Source organism: Streptomyces sp. NPDC107765 (assembly GCF_055657085.1).
The window spans coordinates 56,977-73,567 of sequence record NZ_JBVKBL010000012.1 but is presented as its reverse complement, the minus strand read 5'-3'; the positions used below and the strand labels follow the sequence as shown (position 1 = coordinate 73,567).

The 16,591-nt window shown below is 75.1% G+C and carries 13 protein-coding genes and 1 riboswitch; of the genes, 6 read left to right on the top strand and 7 right to left on the bottom strand.

Annotated features, from left to right (window positions below; genetic code table 11):
- Positions 1-3: 3 nt before the first annotated feature.
- The 4 genes from cobO to ACZ7MX_RS26875 form a co-directional block, all read right to left on the bottom strand.
- Positions 4-603, bottom strand: a complete 600-nt coding sequence (gene cobO / locus ACZ7MX_RS26890; RefSeq protein WP_030411724.1) for a cob(I)yrinic acid a,c-diamide adenosyltransferase — start codon at positions 601-603, stop codon at positions 4-6.
- Complete coding sequence (locus ACZ7MX_RS26885) at positions 603-2,732, bottom strand: putative cobaltochelatase (RefSeq protein ID WP_472135811.1); 2,130 nt, start codon at positions 2,730-2,732, stop codon at positions 603-605. The genes cobO and ACZ7MX_RS26885 overlap by 1 nt, the downstream gene beginning before the upstream one ends.
- A gap of 177 nt (positions 2,733-2,909) precedes the next feature.
- Complete coding sequence (locus ACZ7MX_RS26880; protein ID WP_472135810.1) at positions 2,910-4,511, bottom strand: cobyric acid synthase; 1,602 nt, start codon at positions 4,509-4,511, stop codon at positions 2,910-2,912.
- The gene (locus ACZ7MX_RS26875; RefSeq protein WP_472135809.1) at positions 4,508-5,494 is read right to left on the bottom strand and encodes a cobalamin biosynthesis protein; all 987 of its coding nucleotides are present in this window, start codon (positions 5,492-5,494) and stop codon (positions 4,508-4,510) included. The genes ACZ7MX_RS26880 and ACZ7MX_RS26875 overlap by 4 nt, the downstream gene beginning before the upstream one ends.
- Positions 5,495-5,623: 129 nt before the next feature.
- A riboswitch (cobalamin riboswitch) is annotated at positions 5,624-5,757 on the bottom strand.
- A 203-nt stretch (positions 5,758-5,960) separates the two neighbouring features.
- Between ACZ7MX_RS26875 and ACZ7MX_RS26870 the strand changes: the two genes are divergently transcribed.
- The 3 genes from ACZ7MX_RS26870 to ACZ7MX_RS26860 are packed head-to-tail and all read left to right on the top strand — an operon-like array spanning position 5,961 to position 10,458.
- Positions 5,961-6,386, top strand: a complete 426-nt coding sequence (locus ACZ7MX_RS26870) for a hypothetical protein (protein WP_472135808.1) — start codon at positions 5,961-5,963, stop codon at positions 6,384-6,386.
- Between the two features lie 5 nt (positions 6,387-6,391).
- Positions 6,392-9,055 (top strand): vWA domain-containing protein, encoded by a 2,664-nt coding sequence (locus ACZ7MX_RS26865; RefSeq protein WP_472135807.1) that lies wholly within the window; start codon positions 6,392-6,394, stop codon positions 9,053-9,055.
- Positions 9,052-10,458, top strand: a complete 1,407-nt coding sequence (locus ACZ7MX_RS26860) for an extracellular solute-binding protein (protein ID WP_472135806.1) — start codon at positions 9,052-9,054, stop codon at positions 10,456-10,458. The genes ACZ7MX_RS26865 and ACZ7MX_RS26860 overlap by 4 nt, the downstream gene beginning before the upstream one ends.
- Before the next feature lie 73 nt (positions 10,459-10,531).
- On the opposite strand, the gene ACZ7MX_RS26855 is transcribed toward ACZ7MX_RS26860, so the two are convergent.
- Entirely contained in the window at positions 10,532-10,768 is a 237-nt protein-coding gene (locus ACZ7MX_RS26855) for a hypothetical protein (RefSeq protein WP_030411717.1), read from the bottom strand.
- A gap of 22 nt (positions 10,769-10,790) precedes the next feature.
- Positions 10,791-12,074 (bottom strand): inorganic phosphate transporter, encoded by a 1,284-nt coding sequence (locus tag ACZ7MX_RS26850; RefSeq protein ID WP_472135805.1) that lies wholly within the window; start codon positions 12,072-12,074, stop codon positions 10,791-10,793.
- Positions 12,075-12,453: 379 nt separating this feature from the next.
- Between ACZ7MX_RS26850 and ACZ7MX_RS26845 the strand changes: the two genes are divergently transcribed.
- From ACZ7MX_RS26845 to ACZ7MX_RS26835, 3 genes are all read left to right on the top strand, one after another.
- Positions 12,454-13,122: a class II aldolase/adducin family protein gene (locus ACZ7MX_RS26845; protein WP_472135804.1), complete on the top strand. Its 669-nt coding sequence runs from the start codon at positions 12,454-12,456 to the stop codon at positions 13,120-13,122.
- Positions 13,123-13,246: 124 nt separating this feature from the next.
- Complete coding sequence (locus ACZ7MX_RS26840; protein ID WP_472135803.1) at positions 13,247-14,374, top strand: alpha/beta hydrolase; 1,128 nt, start codon at positions 13,247-13,249, stop codon at positions 14,372-14,374.
- Positions 14,375-14,563: 189 nt separating this feature from the next.
- Positions 14,564-16,051, top strand: coding sequence for a hypothetical protein (locus ACZ7MX_RS26835; protein WP_472135802.1), 1,488 nt, complete (start codon positions 14,564-14,566; stop codon positions 16,049-16,051).
- A 34-nt stretch (positions 16,052-16,085) separates the two neighbouring features.
- On the opposite strand, the gene ACZ7MX_RS26830 is transcribed toward ACZ7MX_RS26835, so the two are convergent.
- A complete protein-coding gene (locus ACZ7MX_RS26830; protein ID WP_472135999.1) occupies positions 16,086-16,502 on the bottom strand; it encodes a VOC family protein in 417 nt (138 codons plus the stop codon).
- Positions 16,503-16,591 lie beyond the last annotated feature (89 nt).

Genomic DNA, 16,591 nt, shown 5'->3' with positions numbered 1-16,591 from the left:
CGCTCACCACTCGATGCCCCGCTGGCCCTTCTGGCCCGCGTCCATCGGGTGTTTGACCTTCGTCATGTCGGTGACCAGGTCGGCCACGTCGCACAGCGCCTGCGGGGCGTTCCGGCCGGTGATCACCACGTGCTGGGTGCCGGGCCGGTCGCGCAGCACCGAGACCACCTCGTCGGTGTCCACCCAGCCCCAGTGCAGCGGGTAGGCGAACTCGTCGAGGACGTACAGCTTGTAGGTCTCCGCGGCGAGGTCCCGCTTGACCTGCTCCCAGCCCTCGCGGGCCGCCTCCTCGTTGCTGAACTGCGAGTCGCGCTGCACCCACGACCAGCCCTCGCCCATCTTGTGCCAGGCGACCGTGCCGCCCTCACCGGAGTCGCCGAGCACCCGCAGCGCCCGCTCCTCGCCGACCTTCCACTTCGCCGACTTCACGAACTGGAACACCCCGACCGGCCAGCCCTGGTTCCAGGCCCGCATCGCCAGCCCGAAGGCGGCGGTCGACTTGCCCTTGCCCAGGCCCGTGTGGACCAGCACCAGCGGCCGGTTGCGGCGCTGGCGGGTGGTGAGTCCGTCGTTCGGTACGACGGACGGTTGTCCCTGCGGCATTACGCGGCCTTCCTGTTGCCGTGAACGGTCCTTGTGCCCTGAACGGTCCGTACGAGCGCGGAGACGCTGTCCGCGCGCAGTGCGTCGAGGGTGACGGCGGTGCCGGTGAGGTCCCGGGCCAGCTCACCGGCCAGACCCAGCCGTACCGGCCCGGCCTCGCAGTCCACGACGACCGAGGCGGTGCCGTCGGCGGCCAGCAGCCGGGCCGCCCGGGACGCCCGGACCCGCGGTTCGGGGCCGCCGGTGGCCCGTCCGTCGGTGACGACGACCAGCAGCGGGCGGCGCGCGGGGTCCCGCATCCGCTCCACCCGCAGCACGTCGTGCGCCGCGAGCAGCCCCTCGGCCAGCGGGGTGCGGCCCCCGGTGGGCAGCGACGCGAGCCGCGCCGCACCGGCCTCGACCGACGACGTCGGCGGCAGCGCGACCTCCGCGCCGGCGCCCCGGAACGTGATCATGCCGATCTTGTCGCGCCGCTGGTAGGCGTCGAGCAGCAGCGAGAGCACCGCGCCCTTGACCGCGCTCATCCGCTTGCGCGCCGCCATCGACCCCGAGGCGTCCACGACGAACAGGACCAGATTGCCCTCCCGCCCCTCGCGCACCGCCTCGCGCAGATCGTCCCGGCGCACCAGCAGCCCGGTGCCGTGCCGTCCGCGCGCCTTCTGGTGGGGCGCCGCGGCCTGCACCGTGGCCGCCAGGTGCAGCTTGCCCAGAGTGCCCCGGGGACGGCGGGCGCCGGTGGTCCGGCCGTGTGCGGTACGGGCCCGGGAGCGGCGGCCGTCGGCGCCCTCGCCCAGCCCCGGCACGTCCAGCCGCCGGGCCTTGAACGGCTCGTCGGCCGCCACCGCCGGCTTCTCCGCGACCGCACCGCCCGGCGCCTGCGGCCGGGCCCCGGCCTCGTCCCCGGACGGCTCGGGTACGGACTCCGGCGCCTGCGGGGTCTCCTGCTCACGCTGCTGCGGCAGTCCGTCCCCCGGCGGCACCGACGTCTCCTGGGGGCCGCCCTCCTGGGGGCCGCCCTCCTGCGGCGGCAGCCCGCCGCCCGGACCGCCCCCGTCGGGACCCCCGTCGTCCGGACCGTCCGGCTCCGGATCGTCCCCGCCGTCCGCCGGGTCGTCCTGCCCGGCGAACTCCTCCAGCGTCCGGTCGAGTTTGTCCTCGTCGAGGCCCGGGGCGTCGAACGGGTTGCGGCGCCGGCGGTGCGGCAGGGCCAGCAGCGCCGCCTGCCGCACGTCCTCCTCCCGGACCTCCGTCCGCCCGGCCCACGCGGCCAGCGCGGTGGCGGTCCGCGCCATCACGATGTCCGCCCGCATCCCGTCCACCTCGAACGCGGCACAGGTCGCCGCGATCTGCCGCAGCGGCGCATCGCCCAGCGTCACCTCCGGCAGCAACTCCCGTGCCGCGCCGATCCGTTGCCGCAGCGCGTCCTCCTCGGCCGCCCAGCGCGCCGCGAAGCCGGCCGGATCGGCGTCGTACGCGAGCCGCCGCCGGACCACCTCCACCCGCTGCGCCGGCTCCCGGGAGGCCGCGACCTCGACCGTCAGCCCGAACCGGTCCAGCAACTGCGGCCGCAGCTCGCCCTCTTCGGGGTTCATGGTCCCGACGAGCAGGAAACGGGAGGCGTGCCGTACGGAGACGCCCTCGCGCTCCACGTAGGAGGCGCCCATGGCGGCGGCGTCCAGGAGAACGTCGACCAAGTGATCATGGAGCAGGTTGACTTCGTCCACGTAGAGGATGCCCCGGTGGGCCGCCGCGAGCAGCCCCGGCTCGAACGCCTTCACCCCATCGGCGAGTGCCCGCTCGATGTCGAGCGCGCCGACGAGCCGGTCCTCGGACGCACCCACCGGCAACTCGACCATGCGGGCCGGACGGGACTCGGCGGAGCCGGTTTCGTGCCGGCCGTCCGGACACTGCGGATCGGGCGCGAGCGGGTCGCAGCTGAAGCGGCAGCCCGCCACCACCGGCACCTCGGGCATGAGAGCCGCCAGGGCACGCACCGCGGTGCTCTTGGCGGTGCCCTTCTCGCCACGGACCAGGACACCGCCGACCGCCGGACTGACGGCGTTCAGCAGCAGCGCCAGCCGCAGGTCGTCCATGCCGACGACGGCGGTGAACGGATACCGGGTGCTCATGTGGTGATCACTCCTTCGAGTGGCTTGCGTCCGTTGCCGGTCGTCACTGTTTCCGCCGCGCGGCACGCTGGCGGTCCTTGGCCCTGCATATGCGGGGATGGCCCACTCCTTCACGAGCACCTGGTGGAGCTGCTTCTTTGCTCCCCGCACATGCGGGGGTCACGCCTCCGGGGGCCCTCATGGCGCCCCCGGAGGCACGAACGGCAGCCCCTCCGGCACCCCCTTCTCGATCAGCCGCAGCAGCGCCCCGGTGTCCGCGTGCTCCTCGATCAGATCGCCCAGCCGGTCCAGCTGCTCCTCGCGCAGCGCGCCGAAGCGGGTGTCCGGGGCCGGGACGAACGCCCGCCCGGCGTCCGCCGCCACCCGCCGCAGGAAGGCCCGGCGGAAGGCGTCGCTCTCCAGCGAGCCGTGCCAGTGCGTGCCCCATACGGAGCCGACCCGGCAGCCATCGAGGGCGCGTCCCCGGCCGTCGGTCATGAACGCCTCGTCCCCGCCCGTCACTTCGGCGACGCCGTGGTGGATCTCGTAGCCCTCCACCGGCTCGCCGAGCGCCTCGCCCAGCGGCCGGGCGAGCGTCTTCTCCACCGCGAAGCGGACCCGTACGGGCAGCAGCCCGAGGCCCTCGACGGCGCCCGCCCTCGACTCGACCTCGTCGTCGATGTGCTCGCCGAGCAGCTGGTAGCCGCCGCAGATGCCCAGCACCGGGCGGCCCTCCGCGGCCCGCCGGGCGACCGCGTCGGCCAGCCCGCGCTCGCGCAGCCAGGCCAGGGCGCGGACCGTGCCGCGGGTGCCCGGCAGCACCACCAGGTCCGCGTCGGCCAGCTCCTCGGGCCGGTCCACGAACCGCACCACCACGCCCGGTTCGGCGGCCAGCGCGTCCACGTCGGTGAAGTTCGACATCAGCGGGACGGCGCAGACCGCCACCCGCAGCACGTCCGCGCCGTGCGGCGGGGCCACCACGCTTTCGCGCACCGCGCCGCGCAGCGAGACCCGGAGGCCGTCCTCCTCGTCGATGCCGAGCCCGTGCGCGTACGGCAGCACGCCCAGCGTCGGCCGCCCGGTCAGCTGCCGCAGCATGTCCAGGCCGGGCTCCAGCAGCGTCACATCGCCCCGGAACTTGTTCACGAGGTACCCCGCGACCAGCGCCTGGTCCTCCTGCGACAGCAGCGCCGTGGTGCCGAAGAAGGACGCGAAGACGCCGCCGCGGTCGATGTCGCCGACCACCACGACCGGTATCCGGGCGGCCCGGGCGATGCCCATGTTCACGATGTCGGTGCGCCGCAGATTGATCTCGGCCGGGCTGCCCGCGCCCTCGCAGATGACGGCGTCGTGGGTGCGGCGCAGTTCGGCGAGACAGTCGGTGACCGTCCCCAGCAACTGCTCCCGCCCGCCCGCGTACTGCGCCTCCCCGGGGGACGACCCCCCGGGCCCTCCGAAGTACCCGCGCGCGCTCAGCTCACCCACCGGCTTGCCCAGCAGCACCACCTGGCTGCTGCGGTCGCCGCCCGGCTTGAGCAGGACCGGGTTCATCAGCGCGGTCGGTTCGACCCGGGCCGCGGCGGCCTGCATCGCCTGCGCCCGGCCGATCTCCGCGCCCTCACGGGTGACGAACGAATTGAGCGACATGTTCTGCGCCTTGAAGGGCGCCACCTTCACGCCCTGCCGGACCAGCCAGCGGCAGATCCCCGCCGTCACCACGCTCTTGCCCGCGTCGGACGTCGTACCGGCCACCAGCAGCCCGCCGCCGAGCCCCCCGGCCGTCCCGCCTTGCCCGTTCACCGGCGCTTCCTCCCGCTCGTGCCCCTGCCGCCTGCGACCCCGTGCCGCACCGCGCCCGCCGTCAGCCGTCCCGCCACCGTCGCCACCAGCGCCAGCGCGCTCACCCGCCGCGACAGCCGCACCGCCCGCTCGATGTCCGCCACCGCGGGCGGCCGCGCCGCGCCGTTGAGCACCGGACGGTGCTCCACCCGTCCGCCGTACGCCAGCGTGCCGCCCAGCCGCACGCCCAGCGCGCCCGCGAACGACGCCTCCACGGGACCTGCGTTGGGGCTCGGGTGCGCCCCGCCGTCCGCCCGCCAGGCCGCGAGCGCACCGCGCCGGTCGGGGCCCGCGAGCACGGTCAGCGCGGCGGTCAGCCGGGAGCCGGGCCAGCCGGCGACATCGTCGAGTCGGGCCGCGGCCCAGCCGAACCGCCGGTAGCGCGCGGACTTGTGACCCACCATCGCGTCCAGGGTGTTCACCGCCCGGAACGCCACCAGACCGGGCACCCCGCCGAACGCGCCCCACACCAGGGCGCCCACCACCGCGTCCGAGGTGTTCTCGGCCACCGACTCCACCACCGCGCGGGCCATCTGCGGCCCGTCCAGCGCCTGGGGATCGCGGCCGCACAGATGCGGCAGCCGCTCCCGTGCCACGTCCAGATCGCCCGCTTCCAGCGCACCGCCGACGGCCCGCGCCTCCCGGCCCAGCGAGGTGCCGCCCAGCACCGCCCAGACGGTGGCCGCGGTCAGCGCCACCCGGGCGCCGCTGCGGTGCCGTACGGCCCGCTCCAGCAGCGCCGCGCCGGCCGCCGCGCCGCCCGCGCACAGCAGGGCGTGGGCCGCGCCGCGGCCCCGGTGGTCGCGCCACAGCCGGCGCTCGACGGCGGCGGCGGCCCGGCCGAACGCGGCCACCGGATGGCCGCGCCGCGGGTCCGCCGCGATCAGGTCGCCGAGGAAGCCGAGAGCCGCGCCGCACGCATATCCCGCGTGTTCGCCGCGCATCCGATCAGGCCGCCGTCGGTCCTCGAAGGGGCCCTGCGGCAGCGGGAAGTGGGGGGCGGGGCGGGCGGCCAGGCATGGCGGTATGTCCTCACTCAGGGTCCTCGCCCTGGCTCGACGTGACGGCGACCAGAGTCTCCTGGCTCCCGGATCGGCGTGTCCCCCGGCCTTCCCGCCCGTACGTCGGTACGGACCGTGGCCCTCGTCGGAGGAACGCTCCCCGGTGACAGTGGCGGGACCGCGCCGGATTCTCACCGGACTTCCTCATCTGTCGCCGATTGGCCCCGGCAGTCCACCACGGTCCGCGAAGCCCGTCAACTCGCCCTTGACCTGCGACGCTGCCCCGCGGCAGGCCCTGTGGCGCACGCCACAGGGTGGTGGTGGCGTCACGGACGGTTGCCCCCGTCCCTGATTCCACGTCACTATCTGGTGCACGGTGGCGAAGGGGCCGCCGGAAGGGGGCTGGGGGATGCCGGAGCACGTCGACCATCACGAGGACCGTCAGGAGATCCGCCTCAGGGTCACCGGGACGGACAATCCGCAGCAGGACCTCGACGACCTCCGGGCCTGGCTGGAGCGCGAACCCTGGCTGAGCCGCCGGGAACACACCTGGGAGCACCGGCCGCAGCCCCCGCACCTCACCGGCGACGGGGACGAACCGGGCCCCGCCGACATGGCCGTGGGCGTGGACGACCTGATCCTGGTCATCGTCGGCGCGATCGCCACCGAGGTCACCAAGGGAATGAGCATCGCCGTGCGGGAATGGCTGCGGCGCCGCAAGGAGGAGCGTGCCGCCGGCGAGGAACCCGCCGTCGAGGTCGTCGGCGACGGCGGCCCAGGACGCCCCGATCCCGGCAGCCCGGCGCACGAGAGTGGCAGCACCGGCGAGGACTGAGCCGGATGTCCGAATACGACGCGCGGGGAAAGATCAACCGGGCGCTGCTGATCGCTGTCCACGACTACGCGACGCTTACGCGCCTGCCCGCGGTGGAGGACAACATCGCCGAGCTGAGCCGCGCGCTGACCGCCACGGACCTGTTCACCGCCGACGAGATCACGCCCTGCCGGCCGGCCGAACCCGAGCAGCTCAGCCAGGCGCTCAAGACCGCCGCCGACGAGGCCCGCGGACTGCTGCTGGTGTACTTCTCCGGCCACGGCTGGGTCGGCAGCGACGGCGGCGACCTGCGGCTGATGGTCGGCGGCTCGGTGCCCCGGCAGAGCCACACCACCGTCTCCTGGCATGACGCGGTGCTCTCCTGCCTCGACAGCGCCCGCGCCGAACGCATCGTCATCGTCCTGGAGTGCTGCTACGCGGGCAACGCCGGCGGCGCCTTCCACTCCCACCGCAAGCCCATGTCGCTGCTGATGGCCGCCCAGCCCAACCGCCGGATCTTCAGCGGCGAGGAACCGGCCGGCGGCACCGTCTTCACCCGCGCCCTGGTGCAGATCCTCGCCAACGGCCTCCCCGGCCGGCGGTTCGTCACCTTCGAGGACCTGGTACGGGAATTACGGGTCCGGCTCGCCGGTGAGCGGACGCCGATGGGCGACGTGTGGGAGCCCCGGTCCGCGAAGCAGAACACCGTCGACGACGTCGTGCTGTCCTTCGCCACCCCCGAGGCGCGGCTGCCGACCCCGCCGCGGGTCCGCTTACGCCGCCACTTCAACGAGTACGTCCGGCCCCGCCTGAAACCGCTGCTCGCCTGCCTCACCGCGCTCGTCCTGATCGCCACCGGGCTCGTCGTCCGGCACCTGCTGCAACCGCCGCCGGACTGCCCCCCCGCCCTCGAACTGCGGCTGCTCACCGCGCCGGAGGCAGAACCGTCCCTGCGCCAGGCCGCGTTCGACTACGAGATGTCCGAGGCCAACACCCGCCCGCTGCAGGGCGAGGGCGACCTCCCGGCGGGCTGCCGGCGCGCCCAGATCACCGTCTACTCGGCCGCCAAGGACCAGATCGACCAGGGCTTCGCCGCCGCCGCCCGCTGGCAGGGCGAGGCCCGGGGCACCGGCCAGGGACAGCAGGACGACAAGGGCACCGATCCGCTCTACCGGCCCGGCCCGCAACCCGACCTGTGGATCCCGGAATCCACCGCCGACTACGAGGAGGCCCGTCGCGGCATGCCCGGCACGGGCTCCCCGGCGACCCTGCACAACACCGGCCCGGTCGCCTACAGCCCGCTGGTCGTCGGCATCCCCGCCGGCAAGCGGCCGGCCGACGTCGAGACGGTGGGCGCCTCCTGGCAGGACCTGCTCACCGGCACCGACAGCGGCCACCAGGACCTCAAACTGCTGCGCCCCAGCCCGGTGCTGTCCGGCACCGGCCTGCTGCACACCATCGGCCTCTACCTCGCCAACGACGGCTCGCACATCGGCTCCTCCGGCTCCCCGGACCCGGCCCTCGCCGAGGGCGCCGAGCAGCGGCTCTCCGCCCCGGGCAGCCAGTACGCGGACAGCACCGAGCTGCTGTGCTCACTGCGCCCGGCCACCGGCCCCGACACCACCGCCACCGGCCAGGCCCCCGCCGGCGCCGGCCGGGGCGACCGCTCGGCGCCGCTGGTCTCCGAGAAGTCCCTGGCCGACTACAACCTCGGCCGGGCGATCGGCAGTTGCCCCGCCCTGGCCGGCCCGCTCGCCACGGACGACCGCTACGTCGCCTACTACCCCAAGAACGTCCCGGCGCTCGACCACCCGCTGATCCGCGTCGACTGGCGCGGCACCACGGACGCCACCGAGCGGCAGGCCGCGGTCGGCCGCTTCGCCGACTGGCTGCGCGCCCCGGACGGCGGCCGTCCGGTCCTCACCGCGCAGGGCTACCGCCCGGTCCCCGGCAAGGACGGCACGGACCCCGCGCCGCCGCCGGGCTCCCCGCTGCGCGACAGCCGCGCCGACGCCGACCTCGACGCCCGCGTCGTCCCCTTCACGGCCGGCACCGAGCAGGTCGCCCGGGTGCTCCACGGCTACGACAAGGCGCAGAAGCCCAGCCGGCTGCTGATCCTCATGGACACCTCCACCTCGATGGCCGACGGCGGCAAGCTCCCGGTCGCCCTCGGCGCCGTGGGCCGCGCCCTGGAGATGGTCGGCGAGCGCCACACCTACGGCCTGTGGACCTTCCCCGACCGCGCCCACCCCGGCGATCCGGACGCGGTGCGCCGGGTCGTCCGCCCGGGCGCGGTCGATCCGGCGCCCGGCAAGGCCGCCCTGGACCGGATCGCCAAGGGCGACCTGGTCGACCACGGCGCCGCGATGGAGGAGGCGCTGACCGCCGCCGTACGGGAGATGAAGAAGTCGTCCGGCAGCAACCAGGCCATCGTGCTGATCATGGACGAGGACGACGGCAGGCTGCGGCGCGCGGCGGGCGTCGAGCAGCGGCTGACCGCGCTGCTGAGGCAGAAGCCCGCGGTGCCGGTGCTGACCCTGGTGCTGGGCAAGGCCGGCTGCGACAACTTCGCCCTCCAGGGACTGGCCGGTGCTTCCCGGGGGCAGTGCGTGCCCGGCGGCCCGCAGGCGCCCGATCTGCTCGCCGGCCTGATCGCGTCCATCGGCACCGCGGGCAAGGAGGACCGGTGAGGAACCCCCGTACCACCTGGCCGGCCGCCGCGCTCGCCCTGACGCTGACCGCGGCGGTCTCCGGCTGCACCTCCGACTCCGGGCCCGGCCCCGAGAAGGGCCCGATCGTCCTGGCCACCGGCAGCGACCTCAGCAGCACCGGCGTCCGCCAGGCCCTCATCCACGCCTTCGAGCGGCGCACCGGCCGTTCGGTGCGGATCGTCAAGCTGCCGGACACCGCGGACGGCCAGCGCAGCCAGCTGCTGGCCGCCGGCCAGTCCGGCAGCGGCGCCTACGACGTGCTCAACCTCGACGTGGCCTGGACCGCCGAGTTCGCCGAGGCCGGCGTCATCCGCCCCTGGGGCACGAGCCTGGACGGCGACTTCCTCGACAGCGTGGTCAAGACCGTCGAGTACGACGACAAGGTCTGGGCCGTCCCCTTCAACACCGACGCCGGCCTGCTCTACTACCGCAAGGACATCCTCGCCAGGTACAAGCACTACCGACCGCCCACCAACTGGGGCGACGTGAAGGCCATGGCCCTGGAGGTCACCGGCGCCTACAACCGCGCACTCGCCCGCGGGACCCACGACGGCAAGGTCCCCGAGGACAAGAAGCTCTACGGCATGGTCGCCCAGCTGCGGCCGTACGAGGGCCTGACCGTCAACGCCCTGGAGGCCGCCTGGGCCAGCGGCGGCGACCCGGACGCCACCAGCTTCACCAAGGGCGAGCAGGTCGGCGCCCTCCAGCTGGGCGTCGCGGACCTCAAGGACCGGCTGGACACGATCATGCCGCACGCGGCCATGGCGATGGACGAGACGGAGAGCCGCCGCTGGTTCGCCGACGGCCGGGCGCTGTTCATGCGCAACTGGCCGGTGGAGTACGCCTCGGTGGCCGAGAAGCTCACCCCCGGCGTGAAGTTCGACGTCGCCGAGCTGCCGGCCCGGCCCGCCGACGGCAAGCGGATGTCCGTCCTGGGCGGGCAGAATCTGGCGATCTCCGCCGGCAGCAGGCGGCCGGAGGGGGCCCGCGCGCTGATCGAGGCGCTCACCGGCCCGGCAAGTGAACGCTGCCTGCTGGAACGGGGCTTCGCGGCCACCCGCGGCTCGGCGTACCGGGAGGCGGGCAAGGCGCCGGTCTGCCCGCTGCCGCCCGAGCACGGCGAGCACGGCGCCACCGGGCAGCCCTGGCCCGGCCAGGAGCCGCCGTACACCAGGACGCTGTACGCGGCGCTGCTGGCGGCCGAACCGCGCCCGCGCAGCGCCCACTACCAGACCTTCAGCAAGGTCGTGCAGATCCGGGTCTCGGAGTACCTGGGCAGCCCCGGCGGTACGGCCATCGCCGACGAGCTGGCCCGCGAGGCCGACGAGGCGCTCAGCGGGCGGGGCGCACAACGGGCGAGGCGCCCGGCCGAGGACGGCTGATGCCGCCTTCCGCCGGGCGCCTCGCGCCGTCGGACCTGTCGTCGTGTGCCGCTGCCCGCCGCTGTGGGCGGGGTCAGGCGGCGACGATCAGGTAGATGCCGTAGGCCACGGCCGCCGCGCACAGGGCGAAGGCGACCAGCGCACCGGTCCGCGCGCCCGCCCCGGGCGCGGTCGCGGCAGCCGCCTCGCCCTCCCGGACCGGCTTGCGGGAGGTGCCGACGATGCCGACGGTGAAGAGGCCCACCAGTCCGACCGTCACCACGAGGGTGACGCCGAAGACCTGGCCGAGAGCTGCCCAGTCGATGGTCATGGGGTTCCTTGGGTGAGAGCCGTTAGCGGGTGACCGTCGCGGCCTGGGCGCGCGGGGCGTGGGTGGTCGGGGTGTCGGTGGCGGCGGCCTGAGCCGGCACCGCGGCGTCGGCCGGGGCGTCGGCCGGCGGGACCGGGTGGCCGGCCGGGGGAGGGGAGACGGCGCGCAGCGCGGCGGTCACCACGCCCACCGGTTCGGCGGCCGGGCCCTCGTTGACGTTGGTGTGGTCGATCGGCTTGCGCCGGGAGGCGGCCCAGATGGCACCGCAGACGCCCAGTGCGAGGACCGCCACCGCGCCCACGCCCCAGCTGCCCTGACCGGCCAGGAACGCGGCGCCCGCGGCGACCGCGCCGGCGGCCGGCAGCGTCAGGGCCCAGGCGGCGACCATCCGGCCGGCCGTGGACCAGCGCACCACGCCGCCCTTGCGGCCGAGGCCCGAGCCCATCACGGAGCCGGAGCAGACCTGGGTGGTGGAGAGCGCGAAGCCGAGGTGGGAGGAGGCCAGGATGGTGGCCGCGGCGCCGGTCTGGGCGGCGAAGCCCTGCGGCGGCTGGATGTCGGTGATGCCCTTGCCCATCGTGCGGATGATCCGCCAGCCGCCCAGGTACGTGCCGAGCGCGATGGCCAGGCCGGCCGAGGCGATGACCCACAGCGGCGGGTCGGCGTGCGGGGCGACGACCCCGCCGGTGATCAGCGCGAGGGTGATCACGCCCATGGTCTTCTGGGCGTCGTTCGTGCCGTGGGCGAGGGAGACCAGGGCGGCCGAGGCGATCTGCCCGGCGCGGTAGCCCTTGGCGGTGTCGGCCTCGTCGCGGCCGCGGGCCAGGCGGTAGGTGAGCCGGGTCGCCGCCATCGAGGCCAGGCCCGCGACGAACGGGGCGGCCACCGCCGGGATCAGGACCTTCATCACCACGGCCTCGCCGTGCACGCCGTGGGTGCCGACGGACACCAGGGTGGCGCCGATGAGGCCGCCGAAGAGTGCGTGGGAGGAACTGGAGGGCAGGCCCGCGAGCCAGGTGACCAGGTTCCAGATGATCGCGCCGACCAGGCCGGCGAAGATCACCTCCGGTCGGATGCCGGAGGCTTCGTCGATGATGCCGCCGGAGATGGTCTTGGCCACCTCGACGGAGAGGAACGCGCCGACAAGATTGAGCACTGCCGACATCGCCACCGCGGTCTTGGGTCGCAATGCCCCGGTGGAAATGGTGGTGGCCATTGCGTTGGCCGTGTCGTGGAAGCCGTTCGTAAAGTCGAACACCAAGGCCGTGACGATCACGATCCCGATGAGAAGCGTGATGTGTTCCATTCACCCAGGCAATCAGTTCGAAGGTCAGTGTCGCTCGGAACGTACGGAGGGTGGGTGAACGGAAGGTGAACTGGGCCGGGCGCGATGATGACGCCCCCGCACTGTTCACGCGGAGGCGCCTCCCCTGTCACTTTCGTCTCACCCGTCGGTGAACTCCCTGCGCTACGCCGGTCCGCAGTCGGTCGTGACGTGCATGACAAGGCGAAGGTAACGGAGCAGTCGCCCAAGACGGTCGATTCCCGGCCAAACCACCTCGACCCATCAGGTATCCCCATATGGCGGATACCGGCCCGGCGGGCCCCCGGCGTACCCTTCCCCGGCCTGCTCGTACGGTGGCGCGCACTGCATCCGCACTCGCCGCACCGCGCCGGAGGACCCCATGAAGGACCGTCCCGACCCGCTCGCCGCCGCCTGGAGCGACCTGGTCGACACCGCCCGCAGAACCGTCGCCGACGGCCTGGTCGTCGGCACCTCGGGCAACGTCTCGTGCCGCCTGAAGGACCTGATCCTGGTCACCCCCAGCGGCGTTCCCTACGACCGGCTCGGCCCCCGCGACACCACCGCCGTCGACCTCGAAGGGCGGCAGATCATCGGCAGCCTCCGGCCGACCAGCGAGCTCCCGATGCACCTGGCGGTCTACCGCAGCACCCCGGCCGCCGCCGTCGTCCACACCCACGCCCCGCACGCCACCGCCGTCTCCACCCTCGTCCCCGAACTCCCGCCGGTCCACTACATGGCCGCGGCGCTCGGCGGCCCCGTCCGCGTCGCCCCCTACGCGCTCTACGGCAGCGACGAGCTCGCCGACCACATGCTGGAGGCGCTCCGCGACCGCACCGGCTGCCTGCTCCAGAACCACGGCACCCTCACCTACGGCGACAGCCTCGACCAGGCCCTGGACCGCACCGCCCAGCTGGAGTGGATGTCCCGGGTCTGGCTGCTCGCCCACTCCGTGCCCGGCCGCACGCCGGCCGTGCTGTCCGCCGGCCAGCTCGACGCGGCCGGCACCCGCCTGAGCGGCTACGGCCAGCCCAACGGCGCCCGCGGCTGACCGCACCCACAGCCCGACCGCACCCGGGACGGCGGCCCGCCCCGCCGGGCGGCCGCCGTCCCGCCGGTCACCCCGGCGACGTGGCCGAGTGGCCGCACCCGGCGCCGCCGCCCACACTGAGGGGGTGCGTCCGGTTACCGCGGCGGCCGTGGCCGTCCTCACCGTGGCCGGTGCCGGGGCGACCGCCGTGGCGGTCGGCCGGTACGCCGGCGACATTGCCCTGAAACCCTCGCCCGACCACCCCCTCCCGGGGGACTCCCGGCTCACCGTGCACTCCGCCGGGGGCGAGCGGATCGCCCTCACCCGCAGCTTCGCGTCCCTGCGGCCCGGCACCTACGGCCTGACCGGCGCCGGCTGCCACGCGGAGGTCGGCTCCGTCGTCCGCGGCGCCCCGCACCCCGCCGACGCCGTCGTCCGCCGCCTGGAGCGGGTCACCCACGGCACCCTGCGGCCCGGCATGCGGATGCGGCTCACCCCGCAGGTGCACAGCGGCAACCCCCGCGACGCCCTCGGCCTCGACTGCGCCGACGTCGACGTCCCCGGCGAACTCGGGCCGCTCCCCGCCTGGTTCGTCCCCGGCGTACGCGACACCTGGGTCATCACCGTGCACGGTCTGGGCACCACCCGCGAACACCCCATGGTGGTCATGCCGTTCCTGCACCGCCACCGGCTGCCCGTCCTCGACCTGGCCTACCGCAACGACCCGGGCGCCCCGCGCACCACCGACGGCATCAACCACCTCGGCGACAGCGAATGGCGCGACCTGGACGCGGCGATCCGCTACGCCGTCCGCTACGGCGCCCGCGACGTCGTCCTCCACGGCTGGTCCGTCGGCGCCACCATGGCCCTGCGCGCCGCCACCCACTCCGCGCTCCGCGACCGCATCAGCGGACTGATCCTGGACTCGCCGGTCCTGGACCGGCACACCACCGTCCGCGCGCTGGCCGCCGCCCGGGGGGTCCCGCGCGCCCTGCTGCCGCTCGTCGTCCGGGCCGCCGAGGGCGTCACCGGGATGCCCGTCCACCGGCCCGCCGACGCCGCGGACCCGGCCGCGCTCAACGCGCCCACGCTGATCTTCCACGGCCCCGACGACCGGATCGCCCCCTGGGCGGCCTCCCGCGCCTTCGCCGCCCGCCGCCCCGACCTGGTCACCCTGCACGCCGTCCCGCACGCCCCGCACGCCGCGATGTGGAACGCCGACCCGGCCGGCTACGAGGAGGCGCTGCGCCGCTTCCTCACCCCCCTCATGTGACGCCCCGCGCGGCGGCCCGGGCGCCGCGTCCGGTGCCCCCGGCCCCGGCCCGGCCGGCGCGGTGACGCCACGGCATACGCAGGGACAACTCCCCCCATCCGGGATGCGTCGGCGCGATGACGGCGCCCCACCGGATCGCAAGCCGGGTTCCGATTGGGCTTTCGGGCCGTCAGCGGCAACACTGCTCCTGTGACGTCCCGTACTCCGCGCGACTCCCGGCTCCGACTCGTCCCCCGTCAACCGGTTGCGGCCGCCCGCCGGGCGGTGACAACCCGGGCCAAGCGCCCGGCGCCCCGCCCGCCCGAGGGCACCCCGCCGCCCGCGGAACTGGCCCGCCAGGCCCGCGCCGTGCTGGCCGGCGCGGCCCGGCTCGCCCGCTGGGCCGACGGCTCCGGCGCGGCCGGCGGCACCGGCGGCGGTCTGCGGACCGGCCCGGACGGCGCACTGCCGGCGGCGGTGGTGGAACGCGCCGCGGACGCGCTGGCCCTGACGCCGCAGCAGGTGCGCACCGACTGGGACCTGGCCCGGCTCGCCGGACTCGTCGAGCTGCACGACGGCCTGGTCCGCCCCGGCTGGCGGCTGCGCGCCTGGGACCGCGACGACACCGCCGTGCTGCGCGGCTGGGTCGCGCTCTTCGACGCCTGGTCGCTGGCCCGCCCCGCCCCGGCCGGTGCCGCCCCCGCGATCGTCGCCGAGGTCGTCGAGGCACTGCCGCAACTGCTCTCCCTGCTGCACCTGTCCGCCGGCCCGGTACGCCTGCCGGTCCTGCTGGACATGCTCGAACAGCGGGTCACCGAACTCCGCACGGAACGCTGCGAGGTCCCCTACGGCCAGGACGCCCCGGACACCGCGCACGTCCCGCAGGCGCCCGGCGCCCCGCACCCGGCGCCCGATCCGGCCGACGACTCCGCGGGGGCGTCGCTGGCCGAACTCCTGGACTGGGCGCTGGACGCCCTGCTGACCGTCGGCGCGCTGGTGCCCCACCACGGCGCCCGGGACGGCGTCCACCGGGGCGCGCCGGACGCGGCCGAGGCGCAGCTCACCCCGCTGGGCAACTGGTCGGTGTGGGTCAAGCTGGAGCAGATCTGCGTCGCCGCGCAGAGCCCGGCCGGCAACATCGAGCAGTCCGCGGAGGCGATGCTGCGCGGCTGCGCCCGGCTGACCCCGGGACCGGCCCGCGCCGAGTACCGCGCCTGGCTCGCCGCCCGCTCCGTCGGCGCGGCCGTCGAGGAACTGCTGACCGTGGCCCGCGGCGAGGACGCGCTGCTGCGCGGCCTGGCCTTCGAGGCGCTGCGGGCCGTCGGCGCCCCCGCCGAGCAGGCCGTACGCGCCGCCGCCGAGGAGCCCGTGCTGCGTCCGTACGCCCTGCTGTGGCTCGTCGAGCACGAGGGCGGCGACCCGGAGACCGCGCCGGACGTGCTCACCCGCGAGGAGTCGACCTGGCTGTGGGTGGACACCGCCGCGGCGGTCGCCGACCACGGGGAGACCCAGCTGCTGGTGCGCCACCTCGACTCGGCGGTCCAGGGCTCGGTGCCCCGCCTCCTCGAAGAGGTCCGTGCCGTCGGTCATCCCCGCACCGTCCAGGTGCTGGTCGCGCTGGCCGCGGCCCACCCCGACCCGGCCCTCGCCAAGGCCGTGCGCCGGGCGGCGTTCCAGGTGCACACCGGCGGGGCCTGACCGCCGACGGCCGGCGCCGGGCCCGGGCCGGGGGTCATGGCCCGGCACCGGCGGCGGCCACGGCCGGGGTGTAGGTGCCGAAGCTCCAGACGTTGCCCTCGGCGTCCCGGGCGAGGTACTCCCGCGAGCCGTACTCCATGTCGGTGGGCGGCAGCAGGATCTCCACGTCCGACCGCTCGGCCCGCCGGTAGTGGGCGTCGGTGTCCTCGACGCGGACGTAGACGCCGACCGGCCCGGCCTCCTCCATCGCCTCGGCGAAGACCCCGCCGCGCCCCTTCGAACCCAGCATCACCGTGCCGTTGCCGTAGGAGAGTTCGGCATGCAGCACCAGGCCGTCCTCGGTCTCGTACTTCGCGCCGACGGTGAAGCCGAACGCCCGGGTCAGCTGGGCGATGGCGGCCTGGGCGTCCTGGTAGAGCACCGTCGGATACATCGTCGGGGTCCCTGGCATCGTGATCACGGTCCTTTCCTCAGGCGGCTTCATGTGTCCCGGATCACAGTCTTTCACCGGGGACCGACAACGCCCGCCCGCGCTCCGCG